The organism is Paraburkholderia sp. BCC1886 (assembly GCF_900996245.1).
Classification (GTDB): Bacteria; Pseudomonadota; Gammaproteobacteria; order Burkholderiales; family Burkholderiaceae; genus Paraburkholderia.
In genome coordinates, this window is sequence record NZ_CAAJGK010000041.1 from 295,830 (window position 1) to 311,388 (window position 15,559).

Sequence of the window (15,559 nt, forward strand, 5' to 3'; positions counted from 1 at the left end):
GTCAGTTCGCGGGAATCGTCACCACGGGTGCTTTGCTGCTGGTATCCGATTCCGCGAGCGCCATGAGGTTTTGCACGACCGTAAAGGCGTATTTCGAATCGAAGTCGTTGCGATCCACCCAGTAGGTCGCCGACCCATATTCGACCATGACGTATGCGCCTTTCGGCGGCTTCTCGGCCGAGCGGACGATGATGGTCGGCCGCGTTTCACCGCCGATCAGCCCAACGGTCGGTTTGGTCGAACCATCGGCGATGCGTTCCACCGGCACCTGCACCTGCGCGCCGAGGTCGGTCAGGATGCCGAACACGGAGCGGGTCACCATCGGAATCTGGTCGCCCTTTTTCGATCCGGACGACGGCCCATAGACGATCTCGTAACTGCGCGTGGCCGTGGATAAGCGCAACAGCCTGCGCACCGTGGCGAGATCCGCGCCTGTTTGCGACGACTCGCCGCTGGTAGTCGCGCCAATCACCAGATACACGCCCATTGGGCTGGTCTTCGCGTCCTTGCCTTCGGCCTGACGCGTCTCGACGTTCAGCTCGCCGGCCAGTTGCAGCCGTCGTAATGCCTGCAGCAATTCGAAGAAGCCCGGCGCGCCCGCGCTGTTATCGCCGCCGAGTGCATTGCCGTTCTGCAGGCCGCCTACCGATTGCGCGGTGATCCGCAACAGTAGATCGATCGGCACGTTGCCTTCGGCAAGCGGCAATACCAGGGCGGGCGCAAGTGGCCGGATATAGGCGGAAGCGAAGGCCTCGCCGGTGGTCGGCGTGAACGTGAAGGTCGGGTGGTTCGAGTAGGAGACACTGCCAGTGGCGAGCGCATAGCTTGGCAGGCTGCCCGAGCCCACATTACCGGTCCCGCCGGCGGTCGCGTCGAACGTATAGGCGGCGATGATGCTGCTGACCGTCATGAATGCAGGCGCATCGCCGTAACGCAAGCCGACCACCGCCGCGAGAATCTCCCGTTTCTTGGCGTCCCCCAGCGCGCGCTCGTAGTCGACCTGATCGGCCTTGAGCCGGGCGGGGCCGATATGCACGCAAGCGGAAGTCAAGCATGCGGCGCATAGCGCGGCCGCGACGGAAGCGGTTCTGATCATGTCGGCAGGAGGGCGGAGGTAATCCGCTGAAGAATGGGCCCGCTACCGCGGTAGCAGAACGCATTCCCGGCGCCAGTGTAGGGACGGCTCGCCGACGCCTTTCTATAGCATCGTCCCGACCTGTCGGGGCATGACGGCTTTCCGGATTTTATGGTGCGGCTCATGCGACGGTCTGTCAGCGAACGGCCGACCCTTGCAACATTTGTGCACCCGGCACGCTTTCGCCCAGTGTGCTGCGGTAGCCGAGCGACTGCATCTCCGCCAGCCGACTCAATGTGCGCGACAGATCGTGCGCGCCTTCGAGGCCCGCGAGCGCTGCTTCGATCGGACGATCCGACGCGATGAAGAGCGCATGCTTGCGGTCGTAGAAGATATCGACGAGCCACACGAATCGCTGCAACGTGTGCGATTTGCCCAGCCAGGCGGTTTGCAGATGGTCGAGAATCAGCCCGTTCCAGTGACCCGCGAGATCGAGGTAATCATGATGAGAGCGGCTTGCGACGCACAAGGTTTCGAAGTCGGCCCATAGCAGCGGGGCCGAAGCCGCGCGGGCAAGCAGAGGGCGGCCCGCCGCGATCACCGTGACGGGCTCCTGCGGTTCGCTGCCGGTATGGCATTGGAAGATATCGTGCAGCGCCTCTGCGGTGGTCGCGTCCAGCGGCGCAAAAAATCGCGGCACCTCGGCCTGCTCGCGGCCGAAACGATAGTCACGCTCACCGTCGAATTCGATCACCGTGAAGTGTCGTTCGATCTGCCCGATGGTCGGCAGGAAACGATCGTGAAACTCCGGGTTGGACAGTAATGCGCGCGGCGCATAGTTCGAAGTCAGGACAATGCGCGTGCCGAGTTGGATAGCCGTATCGAGAAACCGTGCGAGCAGAAAGGCATCGGCAATGTCGTGCACGTGGAATTCGTCGAAGCAGAGCAGTTCGATGCCTTCGAGCCAACGTCGCGAGACCGATCCGAGCCGGTCGTCGCCACGCGGTTCGCTGACCAGCCGCCGGTTTATCTCGCGCAGAAATTCGTGGAAGTGCAGACGCCGTTTCGGACATTGGGCCAGTTCGAACACCGTGTCGACGACCAGACTCTTGCCGCGTCCGGGCAAGCCATGGCAATAGACGCCTTGAAGCGACGAACGGCCACGCGCGTCGAGCAACGCGACCAGCGCGGCGATGGCGGTGCGTTGGCTGGCATCGGGTGTGATGCCGCGTGCCGCGAGGGCATCGCAGACCTGACGCTGATCGAGCATGCCTAGCGTTGCCCCTCGGATTGCCGCAGGCCTAACACCCGCTGCAATTCGCGCGGGTCGACAGGTTTGGTGAAGTGGTAATCGAAGCCCGCTGCCATCGCTGCCTGCTTGTCCTGTTGCTGGCCCCAGCCGGTGACGGCAATCAGCAGGGTGTCCGCGTCGGGTTCGCGCTCGCGAATCCGGCGCGCCACTTCATAGCCGTTCAGGTTCGGCAGACCGATATCCAGAATCACCACGCGTGGTGCGAAGTCGGCGATCAGCGCCAGGCCCGCGACACCATCTCCCGCCGTGCGCACCTGATGTCCTTCCAGTTCGAGCACCATGGCCAGACTTTCGGCCGCGTCCGCGTTGTCGTCGACGATCACTACGCGCAAGCCCGCCGCACTGACCGGTTGCGCAGGCGGATGATCGACGGGCGCCACGCCGGCCTGGGAGACCGGCAGACGGATCACGAACTCGCTGCCGGTGCCCGGACCACCACTGAAAGCGGCGACGGTGCCGCCGTGCAATTCCGCCAGACCGCGAACCAGCGCGAGACCGATGCCGAGCCCGCCTTGCGACCGGTCGAGCGCCGGCGCCAGTTGCGAAAACATCTCGAACACATGATCCAGATGCTCGCCCGGAATGCCGATGCCGGAGTCGGCGACCGTAATCACCGCTTCGTCGCCTTCGCGCCGCGCGGCGAGTGCAATACGGCCGCCCGGCGGCGTGTATTTGGCTGCGTTGTTCAGCAGATTCAGGATCATCTGCGAGAGCCGGGTGGGATCGGCGTCGAGGTACAGCGGTTCGCGCGGCAGCGTCACGGTCAGGTGATGAGCCGATGCCTGCACAGTCGAGCGCGCCGCTTCCATAGCCGATTGCATCGCGCGCGCCAGCTCGAGTCGTTGCTTGCGCAACTCCAGCTTGCCTTGCGTGATGCGCGACACTTCCAGCAGGTCGTCCACCAGATGGGTCATATGCTGCAATTGCCGGTCGAATACATCGCGCGACCAGTTCAGTTGCGGATCGGCGAATTCCTTCATGCGCAGCACTTCGAGCACGTTACGCATCGGTGCGAGCGGATTACGCAATTCGTGCGCGAGCGTCGCGAGAAATTCGTCCTTGCGACGGTCCGCTTTCGACAACTCGAGGTTCAGACGTTGCAGTTGCTGCTCCGCGCGCAGACGTTCGGTGATGTCGCGATTCACGCTGACCGCGCCATAGATATCGCCCCGTGCATTCGCGAGCGGTTTGACGACGGTCTCGCAAACCCCTCTGGAGCCGTCGCGCCGCACGAAGGTCAGTTCGCCGCGCCAGGTGCCTTCGGCCGCGAGTCCGGCGAGCGCTTCGCGGCGAATGCGCAGCGCGTCCGCAGGCGGGTGGAAGATCGAGATCGGCTTGCCGAGAATTTCGCGCATGCGATAGCCGAGCATGCGCTCGCCGCCGACGTTGAAGTCGGTGATGTTGCCGCGCAGATCGGTGATGACGATTGCGTCGCTCAGATGCTCGAAAATCGCGGCCTGACGCAGCAGCACCGTCTGCGCTTCCTTCCGTTCGGTGATGTCGGTGCCCAAACCGTAGATGACGAGCGGCTCGCCATGCCGGTCGTAAGTCGCGCGGCCGCGACCTTCCATCCAGCACCAGTCGCCGCTGGCATGCAGGAAACGGAACTCGGCGACGTAATCGTCGTGAAACTGCACCGCATGATCGACCGCTTCGTTCAGCGCCAGCAGGTCGCCGGGATGAATGAGTTCGAAAAAACCCGCCGGCGTGTGCGCGAAGCGTCCTTCGGCGTAGCCCGCTAATGTTTCGAGCTCGCGGCTCCACCAGAACTTGCCCGACTTCGGTTCGTGCGACCACGCGCCCATGCGCGCGCCGCGCATCGCGAGGCTCAACACGTCGCGGCTTTCCTGCAATTCCTTTTGCGCCAGTTGATGCGCGGCCACCGATGCTTCCGCGTTACGGCGCGCCAGCAGCAATTCCTGCTCGTACTTGTGCCGGTCGGCGACGATCAGCACGGCGACTTCGAAATAGGTCGCATCGCCATGACGTCGGCGTACCGCGTTGAGCAGCATCGGCACCATGTGGCCGTCGCGATGCATCATGTTCAGCTTGACCTCGGCCACCGAGCCCTGCATTTGCAGGAGCGGCGCCCAGTGGGTCTGGTAGAACACCTTGCCGCCGGCGGTGAGCAGGTTCTGTAGCTGCATCCTGCCGGCGAGCGCGTCCGATTCATAGCCGAGCCAGCCGCAGAAGGTCGTGTTGACGCGCAGCATGCGGCCGTTGGCGTCGGTGACGAGCAGGCCGCAGGCGGCATGCTCGAACAGTGCGTCGGCGGAAGGCAGCGGACGGTCCTTGCTCTGCATTCGCTTACAGGCTCAACGGGCCAAGAAATTCATTCATGGCGAGTGCACTGGCTTCGGGTGCGCTCAGATGCGGACAGTGGCCGATGTTGTCGATGATCTGCAACGTGCTGCCGGGAATGGTACGCCGCAGGTACTCGCCGACTTCGCGTGGCGCGATGATGTCGTCGCTACATTGCAGAATCAGGGTGGGCGTCCTCGTGTGAGGGAGGTCGGAGCGTGAGTCGGACAGGAAGGTGACGCGCGCGAAATGCCGTGCTATCTCGGGGTCGGTACGGCACAGACTATTGGTCAGCTCGATGCCGAGTTCGGGGTGCTGGGGGGCGCCCATGATAACCGGCGCCATCGTGCTCGACCAGCCCAGATAGTTGCTTTCCAGCGTGCGCAGCAGGTCGTCGATATCTTCGCGGCTGAAACCGCCGACATAGTCGCCGTCGTTCACGTAGCAGGGCGACGGGCCCACCATGATCAGCGCGGCGAACAGCTCCGGCGCCTGAAGGCTCGCGATCAGGCCGATCATTGCGCTGACCGAGTGCCCGACGAAGACCACCGGCGCATCGGCGACTTCGCGGATGATTTCCAGCAGGTCGGCCGCGTAGCCGTGCAGGCTGCCGTATTTGTCGACGTCGTACGCGCTCAGGTCCGACGCGCCGCTGCCCACGTGGTCGAACACGACGGTCCGGTAATCGTCATGGAAGGCGGGCGCGAGCAGACGCCACATGCTCTGATCGCATCCGAAACCATGGGCGAGAATCATGGTCCGCTTGCCGCGGCCGGAGATATTGATGTTGTTGCGCTGAGTGAGGCTCATGGTCGACGTCCTGTGGCGTGCCGGAAAAAAGGCGGTGACACCCCGCGGCCGGCGCTGCCAGGCATGTTACCGCAGGTTGGAGGCGGGGTTGGGTTTGGGGGTGGGATGGGTTGGGGTTAACCGGCCGCCTGAATGTCTTTCAATGCGTCCGGATGTTTGACCGCTACACGCAAGAGCGTTTGCGCGGCCCCGCTGCAAGCACGGAATCGCGTTTTTCCAGCCTTGACTGGAACCTCATCGAACCAAACCCCGCCTTACCTCGTCTCGATCACCGGCTGCGGCGCCGCTACCGGCTCCGCGCCAAACCGCTCGTATTGTGAAATCACCTGCGCGCCGAACAGCAACAGCGTGGCGAGCCATTCGAGACTGAACAGAATCACGATCGCCATCGTCAACGAGCCATACACCACGCTGACCTGCGAGAGCGTGGCGAAGTACCAGACCAGCACATGCCGCGTGATCTCCCAGAGCGCCGCGGCGACAATGCCGCCGAACAGCGCATGCTTGAGCGAAGGCCGGCCCACCGGCATCACCAGATAGATGGACGTTAAAACGAAAACCTCGCCCGCGAGCCCCAGCAGATAGAGCACCACGCGCGCCAGACCTTGTAGCGAGACGTGCGCGCCGAAGAGGTCGATACCTTCGGCGCCGACGGCTTCCAGTCCGCTCGACACGAACGTGACGATCAGCAAACCGATGCCGAGAAACAGGATGTAGCAATAGGGCAGCAACGCGGAAAGCAGAAAATGCCGCCGCCTGACCACGACGCGATGCACGAAGATCAACGACATCGCGTTTTCCAGCACCGTGAAGGCAAGCGAGCTGAAAAAGATCATTGTGAGCAACAGCACCCAGCCGATCACCGCACGATGCGCGAGGAAATTGGCGAGTTCATGCACGAGCGCCTTCGACTGACCGGGCACGAGCCATTGTAAAAGGTGACCCAGTGCGGCCAGTAATACCGGTTGTGGGACTACCCGCGACAGGGCGATCACGATCAGGATCATCAACGGCACGATCGACAGCAGCGCGTAGTAGGCGACCGCGCCGGCCAGTAGCAAGCCCTGATTGGCGCGGAACGCCTTCAACGTCTGCAGCAGAAACCTGCCGGGATGTTTCGCGATATACAGCGCGTGTTCGTCGATAAAGGCGGGCATGGTGTCTCACGGCGCCGCGTTGGGATTAAAACGCGGCAAGGTCGAACGCAGTAGTGGGAACGCTTGTCATGGAATGAAGCAATATTGCCGCCACGTCGGACGGTTTCCATCTCGCCGCTCGCCGCTTCATGGTGACCCGGCGACTGGAATGCGGTTTGCTTGAACGCTTTGGCCAATTCCACTCCACGGATTCCCTTTGAACCTTGCCTCCGATCAGTCCGATCTCGTCGTCGCGCGACCCGAAGGACTTTATTGTCCGCCGGGCGACTTCTACATCGACCCATGGCGGCCGGTCGAACGCGCGGTGGTCACGCATGCGCATTCCGACCACGCGCGGTTCGGGCATCGGCATTACCTCGCGTCGGAGGCTGGGGCAGGTGTTCTGCTGTCCCGTCTCCCGGGTATTTCGTTGCAAACGCTCCCATATGGCGAGACGCTCGCGATCGGCGACACCACCGTTTCGTTGCATCCGGCCGGACATGTGCTGGGATCGTCCCAGGTACGCATCGAACATGCGGGCCGCGTGTGGGTCGCTTCGGGCGACTACAAGCTCGACCCCGACCCGACATGCGACGCGTTCGAACCGGTGCGCTGCGATACGTTCATCACCGAATCGACGTTCGGTCTGCCGATCTACCGATGGGACGAGCCGCGCACGCTTTTCGAAGGCGTCGATGCCTGGTGGCGGCATAACGCCTCCGAAGGCCGTGCGTCGGTGCTGTTCTGCTATTCGTTCGGCAAGGCGCAACGCGTGCTGGCCAGTGTCGATGCGGGTATCGGTCCGATCTTCTGTCACGGCGCGGTCGAGCCGCTCAATCGCGCGTATCGCGAGGCCGGTGTCCGCTTGCCGCCGGTACGTCCGGTCAGCGAAATCGCGGTCAAGGACAAAGCCATGTTCCGCGAGGCGCTGATCGTCGCGCCGCCCTCGGCGCAAGGCAGCACGTGGCTCAAACGTTTCGGCGACTACAGCGACGCGTTTGCGTCGGGCTGGATGCGTCTGCGCGGCGCGCGACGCCGACGCGGTGTGGACCGTGGCTTCGTGCTGTCCGATCACGCCGATTGGCCCGGCCTGCAAACCGCCATTCAGGCCACCGGCGCGCAGCGGGTGATCGTCACGCACGGGTCGGTGGAACCGATGGTGCGATGGTTGCGCGAGCAAGGACTCGAAGCGGGCGCGTTCGAAACGCAATACGGCGACGACACGGTCGAGGCAGACGCGGCCGGTGCGGACGAAGCCGCATCGACCGTCGCTGTCGAAGCGAACGCACCATGAAACGCTTCGCCGCGCTATACACGGCGCTCGACGCCACCACTTCAACGCACGACAAACTGGCCGCGCTCACCGCGTACTTCTCAGTGGCCGCGCCGGAAGACGCGGCGTGGGCGGCTTATTTTCTCGCCGGCGGCAAGCCGCGGCAGTCGGTGCCGACGCGGCTCCTGAGCGAGATCGCACGCGAACGGGCCGGTTTGCCGCCGTGGCTGTTCGAAGAGTCGTATCACGCGGTCGGCGATCTCGCCGAGACCATCGCGCACATTCTGCCGCCCGCGCAACGCGATTCCGAACTCGGCCTCACGCAATGGATCGAGCAACGTGTGCTGCCACTGCGCGGCGTCGCGCCGGAGACCTTGCGCGAGCGTCTGCTCGGCTATTGGGACGAACTCGACTGGGGCGGCCGGTTTCTGCTGACCAAACTGATTGGTGGAGGCTTCCGGGTTGGGGTGGCGCGACAACTCGTCGTGCGTGCTCTCGCAGAAGTTGCCGGCGTCGATCACAAACGGATTGCGCAACGGATGGTGGGCTGGACGGACGCGCGGCAGAAACCGGACGCGGCGCGTTATCTCCGGCTGATTGCGCCCGAGGTATCGAGTGCAGAAGGCGAAGCGCAATCCGGGGACGCGCTGCACGATAGCGATATCGGCTTACCGTATCCCTTCTTTCTGGCGCACCCGTTGCAGACCGAGCCGGCTACGCTCGGCGATCCATCGCATTGGCAGATCGAGTGGAAGTGGGATGGCATTCGCGCGCAGCTCGTCAAACGGGCGGGACGCGTGTGGTTGTGGTCGCGTGGTGAGGATCTGATTACCGAGCGTTTTCCCGAAGTCGCTTCGTTGGGTGAGGTCTTGCCCGACGGCTTCGTGATCGACGGTGAGATTCTGGCGTGGGAGCAGGGCGCGAGCGCGCCGTTGCCGTTTGCCCGATTGCAGCCGCGCATTGCCCGCAAGACATTGAGCAAAAAAATTCTCGCCGATTCGCCGGCGACTTTTCTCGCGTACGACCTGCTGGAAGCGCACGGAAAAGACTTGCGCATGACGCCGTTGGCGGATCGACGAGCGCAACTCGATGCTTTAGCCGGAGAACTGCGCGGCACGTCGATGCATGACCTCTTGCGCGTGTCTCCACTCGTCGAATCGAGCGACTGGCAAACGCTCGCCGCTTTGCGCGACGAGAGTCGGGGCCGCGGTGTGGAAGGGCTGATGCTCAAGGAACGCCAGTCGATGTATGGCGTCGGCCGTACCAAAGCGTCAGGCACGTGGTGGAAGTGGAAGGTCGAGCCTTATGCGATCGACGCCGTGCTGCTATATGCCCAGCGCGGTCACGGGCGCCGGGCAAGTCTTTATACCGACTTCACGTTTGCGGTCTGGGACGAAGCCGATGGTGTGCGCACGCTGGTACCGTTCGCCAAGGCCTATTCCGGCCTGACCGATGAAGAGATGCGCAAAGTGGATGCCATCGTGCGCAAAACCACGATCGAGAAGTTCGGTCCCGTGCGCAGCGTGACGCCGACGCTTGTTTTCGAAATCGGCTTCGAAGGTATTCAGGCGAGTCCACGACATAAGTCGGGCATCGCAGTCCGCTTTCCCCGCATGTTGCGCTGGCGCACCGATAAGGCAATTGAAGACGCCGACACGCTGACGATGCTGAAGGGCTTTATCGATGAGCATGCGGGATAACCCCAGCACGCGATTAGTTCGGCTTCCCGAAGTTTGGGTAGTGTCGTATTCACGCAAAACAATACGAACGTTGGACGTGCGACAGCGGCGCAATTATTTGCGCACCAAACCGATGTTTTAGTTGGGGCGTGCAATGCACGCGGCGCGGCGCCTTGCACCAATCGAGGGTGTTTTACGGGCCGGTCGCGCTGCATGCGTAATCGTCGGTTCATGGTCTGGAAGCGGGAAAACCCGCAGGCGCAACGACGTTCAGTAGGCTAAGGTGCTCAAAAGAGTACCTGTTGCGATGCCTCTCTGCGCAAACGTGCCGAACCGAAGTAAATCCCTAATAAAGAGTCGAGGCCAGCAATCCGGCAGGAGCGGATTTTGCGCGCTATCGCACAGCGTGCGCGGAAAAATGCAAGGCGCGGGGAATCAGCCAAGGAGATGAATGTGACGTTTAACGACAGCATGGACGATAGCGATAACGACGACGTCGTAGTATGGCGGCCGATTCAGTACGCCATGACATCGCATCGTCGCGTGCTGGTGGTGGACGATTACCGCGAGGCCGCCGACGCATTGCAGATGCTGCTCAATGCCGACGGCTTCGAATGCCGCGCGCTGGAAGACCCACTCGCGGTATGCGAACTGGCGTGCGAGTGGCAACCGTTCGCCGTGGTGCTCGACATCAGGATGCCCGGGCTCGACGGGCTTGAACTGGCGCGTCGACTGCGCGCCGATCCATCGACCAAAGACATGTTGCTGGTGGCCTGTACCGCTGCCGCGTCCAGCGACGACCGCGCGCGTGCCCGTGCAGTCGGTTTCGACGCACATTGCGCGAAGCCGCTGACGCCTGAACGGCTGCTACGTGTACTCGAATCGGCGGCGGCCGTGCACGAGGCCGGCCGTCCCTGAGCCGCCCGGCATAGCTCGCTAGAAGTTCTCCTCATCCGGCTCCGGACCGCGTGTCGGTCCGCTGGGCGCGGTGATCTTGACGGCGCGTCCCGTGCGCGCCGACTCGTAGATCGCTTCCACGATTTTCTGATCCTGCAGACCTTCTTCGCCCGGTGTATGCGGCGTTTGTCCCCGCACTACGCAGAGCGACATGTGATCGATCTCACGCGCAAACTGATCTACCGGATCGATACCGATCTGCGTCGTCGCATTTTTTCCTTCTATCAGTTCGCCGCGGCGTAGTTGCAAGCCGTTATAGCCGAATGCCGGATTCATTTCAGCCCAACTCTTGGCGCCTTGCAAACGGAAGAAGCGCGATTCGTGGCTGGCGTAGCTCGCCATGCAGGTCGCGGTCAAGCCGCTCGGAAAACGCAGCACGAAGTGCACGGACTGCTCGACTTCCTTGAAGCGTGGATCGTCGGTCGGTCGATACGTGCTGGCGATGACTTCATAAGGTTCTTCATTGCTGAGAAAGCGCGCAGCGTTCAGACAATAGATACCGACGTCGGGCAGGGGACCGCCGCCGGCGAGCGCGCGCTTCAGACGCCATTGAGTCGGGTCGCCGGCATTCTGCGAGTTTCCTGCGATAAATTCACGCAAGGGGCCCAGACGTTTTTCTTTCACCCACTTCGCGACCATCCGGTCCATCGGTTCGTACTGACTGCGATACGCGATCATCAGGAGGCGTTGCGCTTTCTTGCAGGCGTCGATCATCTGCTGACATTCGGCGCTGCTGATGGCCATCGGCTTTTCGCACAGCACGTGCTTGCCCATCGCGGCTGCACGCACGGTGTACTCGGCATGCATGCTGTTCGGCAGAACGATATAGATCACCTGGACTTCGGGGTTATCGGCGAGCTTTTCGTAGGTCGTGTAGTTGTAGATAGCCGATTCACGAACGCCGTATTGGTGGGCGATTTTGCTGGCCTTTTCGCGGTCGCCGCTGACGAGTGCGACGACCCGGGAGTATTTCGATGCAGAGAGAGCCGGCAAAATCTGATTGAGCGACAGTCGGCCTAGTCCGACTATCGCATAGCCGATGCGTCGGTCGGGCTCGGCATTCGCGTCGGGCGTGTTCTCGGCCTGGTCGGTCTCGGTGTCCTGAATGAGCGGCAGCTTGACGGTGTTCGGTGTGCCCGGCGTCGTGGCGGCGGCGAGCGCCTGACCGCTTGCGCCGGCCATTAACGCAGCCGCGACGCCGCTGCCGGTGCGTTGCAGGAAGTGGCGGCGTGGGTTGCCTGGGCGATCGGCTTCGGCGGGTTGGCTGTTTGGGGCGGGCGGGTCGTGCGGGTCGCGCTGATCGGTGGGCGTCATGCGGCTTTCTCCTGTGTAGGCATCGGGGAATCGTAGGATCGGGCGCGCAAGCGGTGTTCCTTGTCGATTGCGAAGAGGGATGTCTCTGACAGGTGATAGCAGGTTCTCTTACTTGGCGTTTCACTGTGTCCTATTTTCTGGCTGGTAAATGCAGTCTGGACGTGTTTTTTAGGAATTGTCGGATAGGCCGGGCTGTGAATCTCCGGAAGAGTTGTGCCGCTGTGGGTTGTTAGCGGACCAATAAACTCGAGGAGAGGGAAGGATGAGAGAGAGTGGGGTGAAGCGTTCTGTAATTCTGGACTACGACCAGAACAACGAAAGGCTCAACGTGCGGCTGATAGACCGGGCCGAGCTGGCTCCGTCATTGACCGGTCTATTCACAGTCCCGATCTTGCTGGATGACTTCGATTTCAAACTCGACGATGAATTCGCCCGTCGGCTCGGTGTAGCGATGCTCAACGCGATCGCTCTCGACCAACCGGACATCGAGAAATATATCAGTGTTACGAAGAACCCGATTGAACGCTGACCTGATAGCAGCGACGCTGCATCCTGAATTTTTTCTCAAAAGCAAATGCCCAAACATTCCCCCTATGCCATCATCGTGACTTATGTCGAGGATTGCCAGCAGCTTATGGTTCAGGCGGTCGATCCACAAAAGCTGCGCACCGTCGTTGCAGGCAAGCTCGAAATGCCTATCGAATTAGACGCATTCGATCTCAACCTGGACGACGAATTCGCACGAAGGCTCGGTGTAGCAATGCTTAATCTGATCGCACTGGGTCAGCCCGTCATAGAGCAATACATGAACGTCACTCAGCAGCCCATCGAATGACACTCCACAAACCCTCAATGAATCGGATCATCAATCGGAAAATCCGGCCTCGCATCTTTCGCCGCCAGTCCCCACTTCCTGATCAGCCCGTCATAGACACCGCTCTGCTTCAACTTCAGCAGCGCCTTCTGCACTGCACCGGCAAAGCGCTTTCCATTTTCATCGGTACCAAAACCAATCCCATACGACGAGTTGTAATAGAAGAACAACGCCTTATACCGGTTCGGAAACTTCTCGATGTTGTAACTCGCCGACGGCGAATCGATCCACACGACCTGACTCGCGCCATTCGTGAGCGATAAGAGCGTCATGTTCGTATCCGGATAGGTCGCGATGGTAATCGCCTTCTTGTCCTGCGCGACACATCTGGCGCTCAGGTCGGTCGCCTGTTGCATGGGTGCAGTGCCTCTCGGCAGAGCAATCTGCAAGCCACACAAGTCGTCCAGCGACTTGACGGTCAGCGCGCTTTTCGCCGTTGCAACGATAGTCTGCCCAATGTTGAGATAATCGACGAACGTCACCTTGCCATGCCGTGAAGGAAAGTCTCCTAGCGAGAGCAGTACATCGAATCGATTTGCGTTGAGACCAGGAATAAGCGAGTCGAACGACGCCTGCGCGAAGTTCAACTTGAGTCCGAGCACTTTAGCCGCAGCGGTAAGCAACTCAGGTGCGAAGCCAGCAATCTCACCATCGTCGTCGACGAACTTGATGGGCGCAATCTCCGGATTAACTGCGACCGTAATCGTCTTTCGCTGACGAAAAACTTCCGGTACCAGCGCGGCTAATGTCGGATCCGTCTGAACCGCGGCGAGTGCCGGTGAATCCGCAGCCTGAGCCAGCGGGACCACGCACGCAATACCGCCGAGCGCGATGGCAGAAGAGACCGCAGCCCGCGCAAGCAGATCGAAGCACCTGTTAGTCATTGGTTTGCCGTAGTGGAGGGTCAAAAAATACATTGAATTAAGAATGCCGCTCATCGCACTTCCAGTGCGGTCGAAGCAAAACTCCGTCGATGCCACAACAGGCAACTCGCGGCAGGATCGGCATGCACTTTCGTGGCGATGATTTCTCCCACGAAAATCGTATGCGAATAGCCGTTATGCTTTGCGAGCACTTTGCAATCGAGCGCCACGACGCTATCGATAAGAATCGGCGCACCGCTTTTCCCGGTAGTCCATCGCATCAAATCGAAACGCTCGGAGCCTTTCAGTTCCGCGAAACGCTGTGCGACGTCTTTCTGCTCCGCGGACAGTAGATTCACCGCGAATACCCCGGAGCGTGCAATCACATCGTGGGCACTAGCCGACCGGTTCACGCAGACGAGCAACGTCGGCGGATCGGCGGACAGGCTGCAGACCGAAGTCGCGATCAACCCGAATGGCAAGCGGTTCTCGGTGGTGGTAACCGCCGTGACGCCGTTGGTGAAGCGCGCCATCGCATTGCGAAAAAGGTCGGCTTGGGGATTGGTGTCGGTGCTCATGAAGGTACCTCGAATTAATGAGCGAACGTGCAACGCGGGAGGCCGAGATTGCCGCGCAACGTGCTGCTCTCGTATTCGGTGCGAAACAGGCCGCGTTTGCGCAATTCGGGAAGAACGAATTGCGCGAGGTCGTCCATGCCTTGCGGCAACGTAGGCGGGCAGATGTTGAAGCCGTCGGCAGCGCCGTCCCTGAACCACGCTTCCAGTTCATCGGTGATGTCGGCGGCGGTGCCGATCAATTGCCGGCTATTGCTCGACGCCACGCGTTTGAACAACTGGCGGATCGTCAGGTTCTCTTTTCGTGCCGTAGTCAGCAGGTTCTCTGCAATGCTGCGCACGCGCTGGTTGCCCACATCGGGAACGGGTCCGTCCAGGTCGTACCCGGAGAGGTCCCCGAGCACGCCGTACAGCATGGCCAGACCGCTGAGCGGATCGATCAGGTCCTGCAACTGGTCGAATTTATCCTGTGCTTCCTGACGTGTTTCGCCGACATAAAGCGTGACGCCCGGCATGATCAGAAGCTGATCCGGCGTGCGGTCATAGCGCGCCAGTCTGCCTTTGATGTCGTCGTAATACGCTTTGGCGCCTTCGAAATCGGCGGCATTGCTGTACACCACGTCGGCACTCTTGGCGGCGAGTTCGCGCCCGGCTTCGGCAGCGCCCGCTTGCACGATAATTGGCTGACCCTGCGGCGTGCGCGCGGAATTGAGTGGTCCGCGCACGCTGAAGTGCTTGCCTTTGTGATTCGGCACATGCAGCTTCGACGCGTCGTAAAACACACCGCTCTGCTTGTCGCGAATGAACGCGTCGTCTTCCCAACTGCTCCAGAGTTTCTTCACGACGTCGACGAATTCGTCCGCACGCTCATAACGCTCCTCATAGCCGAGATGTTCGTCGCGGCTGAAATTCCACGCTTCCTGCTGCGACCACGACGTCACGACGTTCCAGCCGGCCCGGCCGCCGCTGATATGGTCGATCGACGCATATTTGCGGGCGATATGAAACGGCTCGTTGTAGGTGGTCGATGCCGTGGCCACCAGACCGATGCGCTCGGTGTGCGAGCCAATGGCCGCGAGCAGCGTGAGCGGTTCGAGTTCGGCGTTCTTCGAGTCGCGTTCCAGCGAACCAGCCGGCTTGTCGTTTGCACGAATACCGATGCCGTCCGCGAAGAAGATCATGTCGAGCTTGGCGGCCTCGGCCTTTTTTGCGCTACTCAGAAAATAGTTGAAATCGATCGCGCCGTTCGCCGGCACATCGGGATGGCGCCAGGCCGCCATGTGGTAGCCCAGATAGCGCATCGAGAGCCCAAGTCTCATCTTGCTGTTGTTATCGGTCATGTTTCAATCTCGTTCAAATGTTCAGATATTCGTGAGGCGTGTCGGGGCAA

Annotated in this window: 14 protein-coding genes; 5 read left to right on the forward strand and 9 right to left on the reverse strand. The window is 61.3% G+C overall.

The window, feature by feature from the left end:
* Nucleotide 1 precedes the first annotated feature (1 nt).
* The 5 genes from FQ746_RS11155 to FQ746_RS11180 all read right to left on the reverse strand — a co-directional run bounded on the left by FQ746_RS11155 (nucleotide 2) and on the right by FQ746_RS11180 (nucleotide 6,655).
* Entirely contained in the window at nucleotides 2–1,096 is a 1,095-nt protein-coding gene (locus tag FQ746_RS11155; RefSeq protein ID WP_144109414.1) for a hypothetical protein, read from the reverse strand.
* Between the two features lie 175 nt (nucleotides 1,097–1,271).
* On the reverse strand, nucleotides 1,272–2,345 hold the full coding sequence (zapE, locus tag FQ746_RS11160; RefSeq protein ID WP_144109416.1) for a cell division protein ZapE: 1,074 nt from the start codon (nucleotides 2,343–2,345) through the stop codon (nucleotides 1,272–1,274).
* A 2-nt stretch (nucleotides 2,346–2,347) separates the two neighbouring features.
* A complete protein-coding gene (locus FQ746_RS11165; protein WP_144109418.1) occupies nucleotides 2,348–4,690 on the reverse strand; it encodes a PAS domain S-box protein in 2,343 nt (780 codons plus the stop codon).
* 4 nt (nucleotides 4,691–4,694) lie between these two features.
* Nucleotides 4,695–5,498, reverse strand: a complete 804-nt coding sequence (locus FQ746_RS11170) for an alpha/beta fold hydrolase (RefSeq protein ID WP_144109420.1) — start codon at nucleotides 5,496–5,498, stop codon at nucleotides 4,695–4,697.
* A gap of 254 nt (nucleotides 5,499–5,752) precedes the next feature.
* Complete coding sequence (locus tag FQ746_RS11180) at nucleotides 5,753–6,655, reverse strand: YihY/virulence factor BrkB family protein (RefSeq protein WP_144109422.1); 903 nt, start codon at nucleotides 6,653–6,655, stop codon at nucleotides 5,753–5,755.
* Nucleotides 6,656–6,851: 196 nt separating this feature from the next.
* Here FQ746_RS11180 and FQ746_RS11185 point away from each other — a divergent pair, with 196 nt between their 5' ends.
* From FQ746_RS11185 to FQ746_RS11195, 3 genes are all read left to right on the forward strand, one after another.
* The gene (locus FQ746_RS11185) at nucleotides 6,852–7,928 is read left to right on the forward strand and encodes a ligase-associated DNA damage response exonuclease (protein ID WP_144109424.1); all 1,077 of its coding nucleotides are present in this window, start codon (nucleotides 6,852–6,854) and stop codon (nucleotides 7,926–7,928) included.
* Nucleotides 7,925–9,607, forward strand: coding sequence for an ATP-dependent DNA ligase (locus FQ746_RS11190; RefSeq protein ID WP_144109425.1), 1,683 nt, complete (start codon nucleotides 7,925–7,927; stop codon nucleotides 9,605–9,607). The genes FQ746_RS11185 and FQ746_RS11190 overlap by 4 nt, the downstream gene beginning before the upstream one ends.
* 426 nt (nucleotides 9,608–10,033) lie before the next feature.
* Nucleotides 10,034–10,504: a response regulator gene (locus tag FQ746_RS11195; protein WP_409932395.1), complete on the forward strand. Its 471-nt coding sequence runs from the start codon at nucleotides 10,034–10,036 to the stop codon at nucleotides 10,502–10,504.
* An 18-nt stretch (nucleotides 10,505–10,522) separates the two neighbouring features.
* On the opposite strand, the gene FQ746_RS11200 is transcribed toward FQ746_RS11195, so the two are convergent.
* A complete protein-coding gene (locus tag FQ746_RS11200; protein ID WP_144109427.1) occupies nucleotides 10,523–11,857 on the reverse strand; it encodes a Gfo/Idh/MocA family protein in 1,335 nt (444 codons plus the stop codon).
* A gap of 262 nt (nucleotides 11,858–12,119) precedes the next feature.
* On the opposite strand from FQ746_RS11200, the gene FQ746_RS11205 reads away from it, so the two are divergent.
* Together FQ746_RS11205 and FQ746_RS11210 are read left to right on the forward strand one after the other, a co-directional pair.
* Nucleotides 12,120–12,386 carry a hypothetical protein gene (locus FQ746_RS11205; RefSeq protein WP_144109428.1) on the forward strand — a complete coding sequence of 89 codons (267 nt, stop codon included), beginning with the start codon at nucleotides 12,120–12,122 and terminating at the stop codon, nucleotides 12,384–12,386.
* A 45-nt stretch (nucleotides 12,387–12,431) separates the two neighbouring features.
* A complete protein-coding gene (locus tag FQ746_RS11210; RefSeq protein WP_144109429.1) occupies nucleotides 12,432–12,692 on the forward strand; it encodes a hypothetical protein in 261 nt (86 codons plus the stop codon).
* A 14-nt stretch (nucleotides 12,693–12,706) separates the two neighbouring features.
* Here the strand turns inward: FQ746_RS11210 and FQ746_RS11215 are convergent, their stop codons facing one another.
* From FQ746_RS11215 to FQ746_RS11225, 3 genes are read right to left on the reverse strand one after another with little or no spacing between them, the layout of a single operon-like run.
* Entirely contained in the window at nucleotides 12,707–13,669 is a 963-nt protein-coding gene (locus FQ746_RS11215) for an ABC transporter substrate-binding protein (RefSeq protein WP_260853980.1), read from the reverse strand.
* The gene (locus FQ746_RS11220; RefSeq protein WP_144109430.1) at nucleotides 13,666–14,172 is read right to left on the reverse strand and encodes a flavin reductase family protein; all 507 of its coding nucleotides are present in this window, start codon (nucleotides 14,170–14,172) and stop codon (nucleotides 13,666–13,668) included. Before FQ746_RS11220 ends, FQ746_RS11215 begins: the two co-directional genes overlap by 4 nt.
* Nucleotides 14,173–14,186: 14 nt before the next feature.
* The gene (locus FQ746_RS11225) at nucleotides 14,187–15,509 is read right to left on the reverse strand and encodes an LLM class flavin-dependent oxidoreductase (RefSeq protein WP_144109431.1); all 1,323 of its coding nucleotides are present in this window, start codon (nucleotides 15,507–15,509) and stop codon (nucleotides 14,187–14,189) included.
* Between the last annotated feature and the right edge of the window lie 50 nt (nucleotides 15,510–15,559).

Bases quoted from the DNA above. Each gene is read 5' to 3' on its own strand.
- FQ746_RS11200 (WP_144109427.1), bottom strand. From the start codon at position 11,857: ATGACGCCCACCGATCAGCGCGACCCGCACGACCCGCCCGCCCCAAAC.
- FQ746_RS11215 (WP_260853980.1), bottom strand. From the start codon at position 13,669: ATGAGCGGCATTCTTAATTCAATGTATTTTTTGACCCTCCACTACGGC.
- FQ746_RS11190 (WP_144109425.1), top strand. From the start codon at position 7,925: ATGAAACGCTTCGCCGCGCTATACACGGCGCTCGACGCCACCACTTCA.
- FQ746_RS11220 (WP_144109430.1), bottom strand. From the start codon at position 14,172: ATGAGCACCGACACCAATCCCCAAGCCGACCTTTTTCGCAATGCGATG.
- FQ746_RS11205 (WP_144109428.1), top strand. From the start codon at position 12,120: ATGAGAGAGAGTGGGGTGAAGCGTTCTGTAATTCTGGACTACGACCAG.
- FQ746_RS11165 (WP_144109418.1), bottom strand. From the start codon at position 4,690: ATGCAGAGCAAGGACCGTCCGCTGCCTTCCGCCGACGCACTGTTCGAG.
- FQ746_RS11155 (WP_144109414.1), bottom strand. From the start codon at position 1,096: ATGATCAGAACCGCTTCCGTCGCGGCCGCGCTATGCGCCGCATGCTTG.
- FQ746_RS11170 (WP_144109420.1), bottom strand. From the start codon at position 5,498: ATGAGCCTCACTCAGCGCAACAACATCAATATCTCCGGCCGCGGCAAG.
- FQ746_RS11210 (WP_144109429.1), top strand. From the start codon at position 12,432: ATGCCCAAACATTCCCCCTATGCCATCATCGTGACTTATGTCGAGGAT.
- FQ746_RS11225 (WP_144109431.1), bottom strand. From the start codon at position 15,509: ATGACCGATAACAACAGCAAGATGAGACTTGGGCTCTCGATGCGCTAT.
- FQ746_RS11180 (WP_144109422.1), bottom strand. From the start codon at position 6,655: ATGCCCGCCTTTATCGACGAACACGCGCTGTATATCGCGAAACATCCC.
- zapE (WP_144109416.1), bottom strand. From the start codon at position 2,345: ATGCTCGATCAGCGTCAGGTCTGCGATGCCCTCGCGGCACGCGGCATC.
- FQ746_RS11195 (WP_409932395.1), top strand. From the start codon at position 10,034: ATGAATGTGACGTTTAACGACAGCATGGACGATAGCGATAACGACGAC.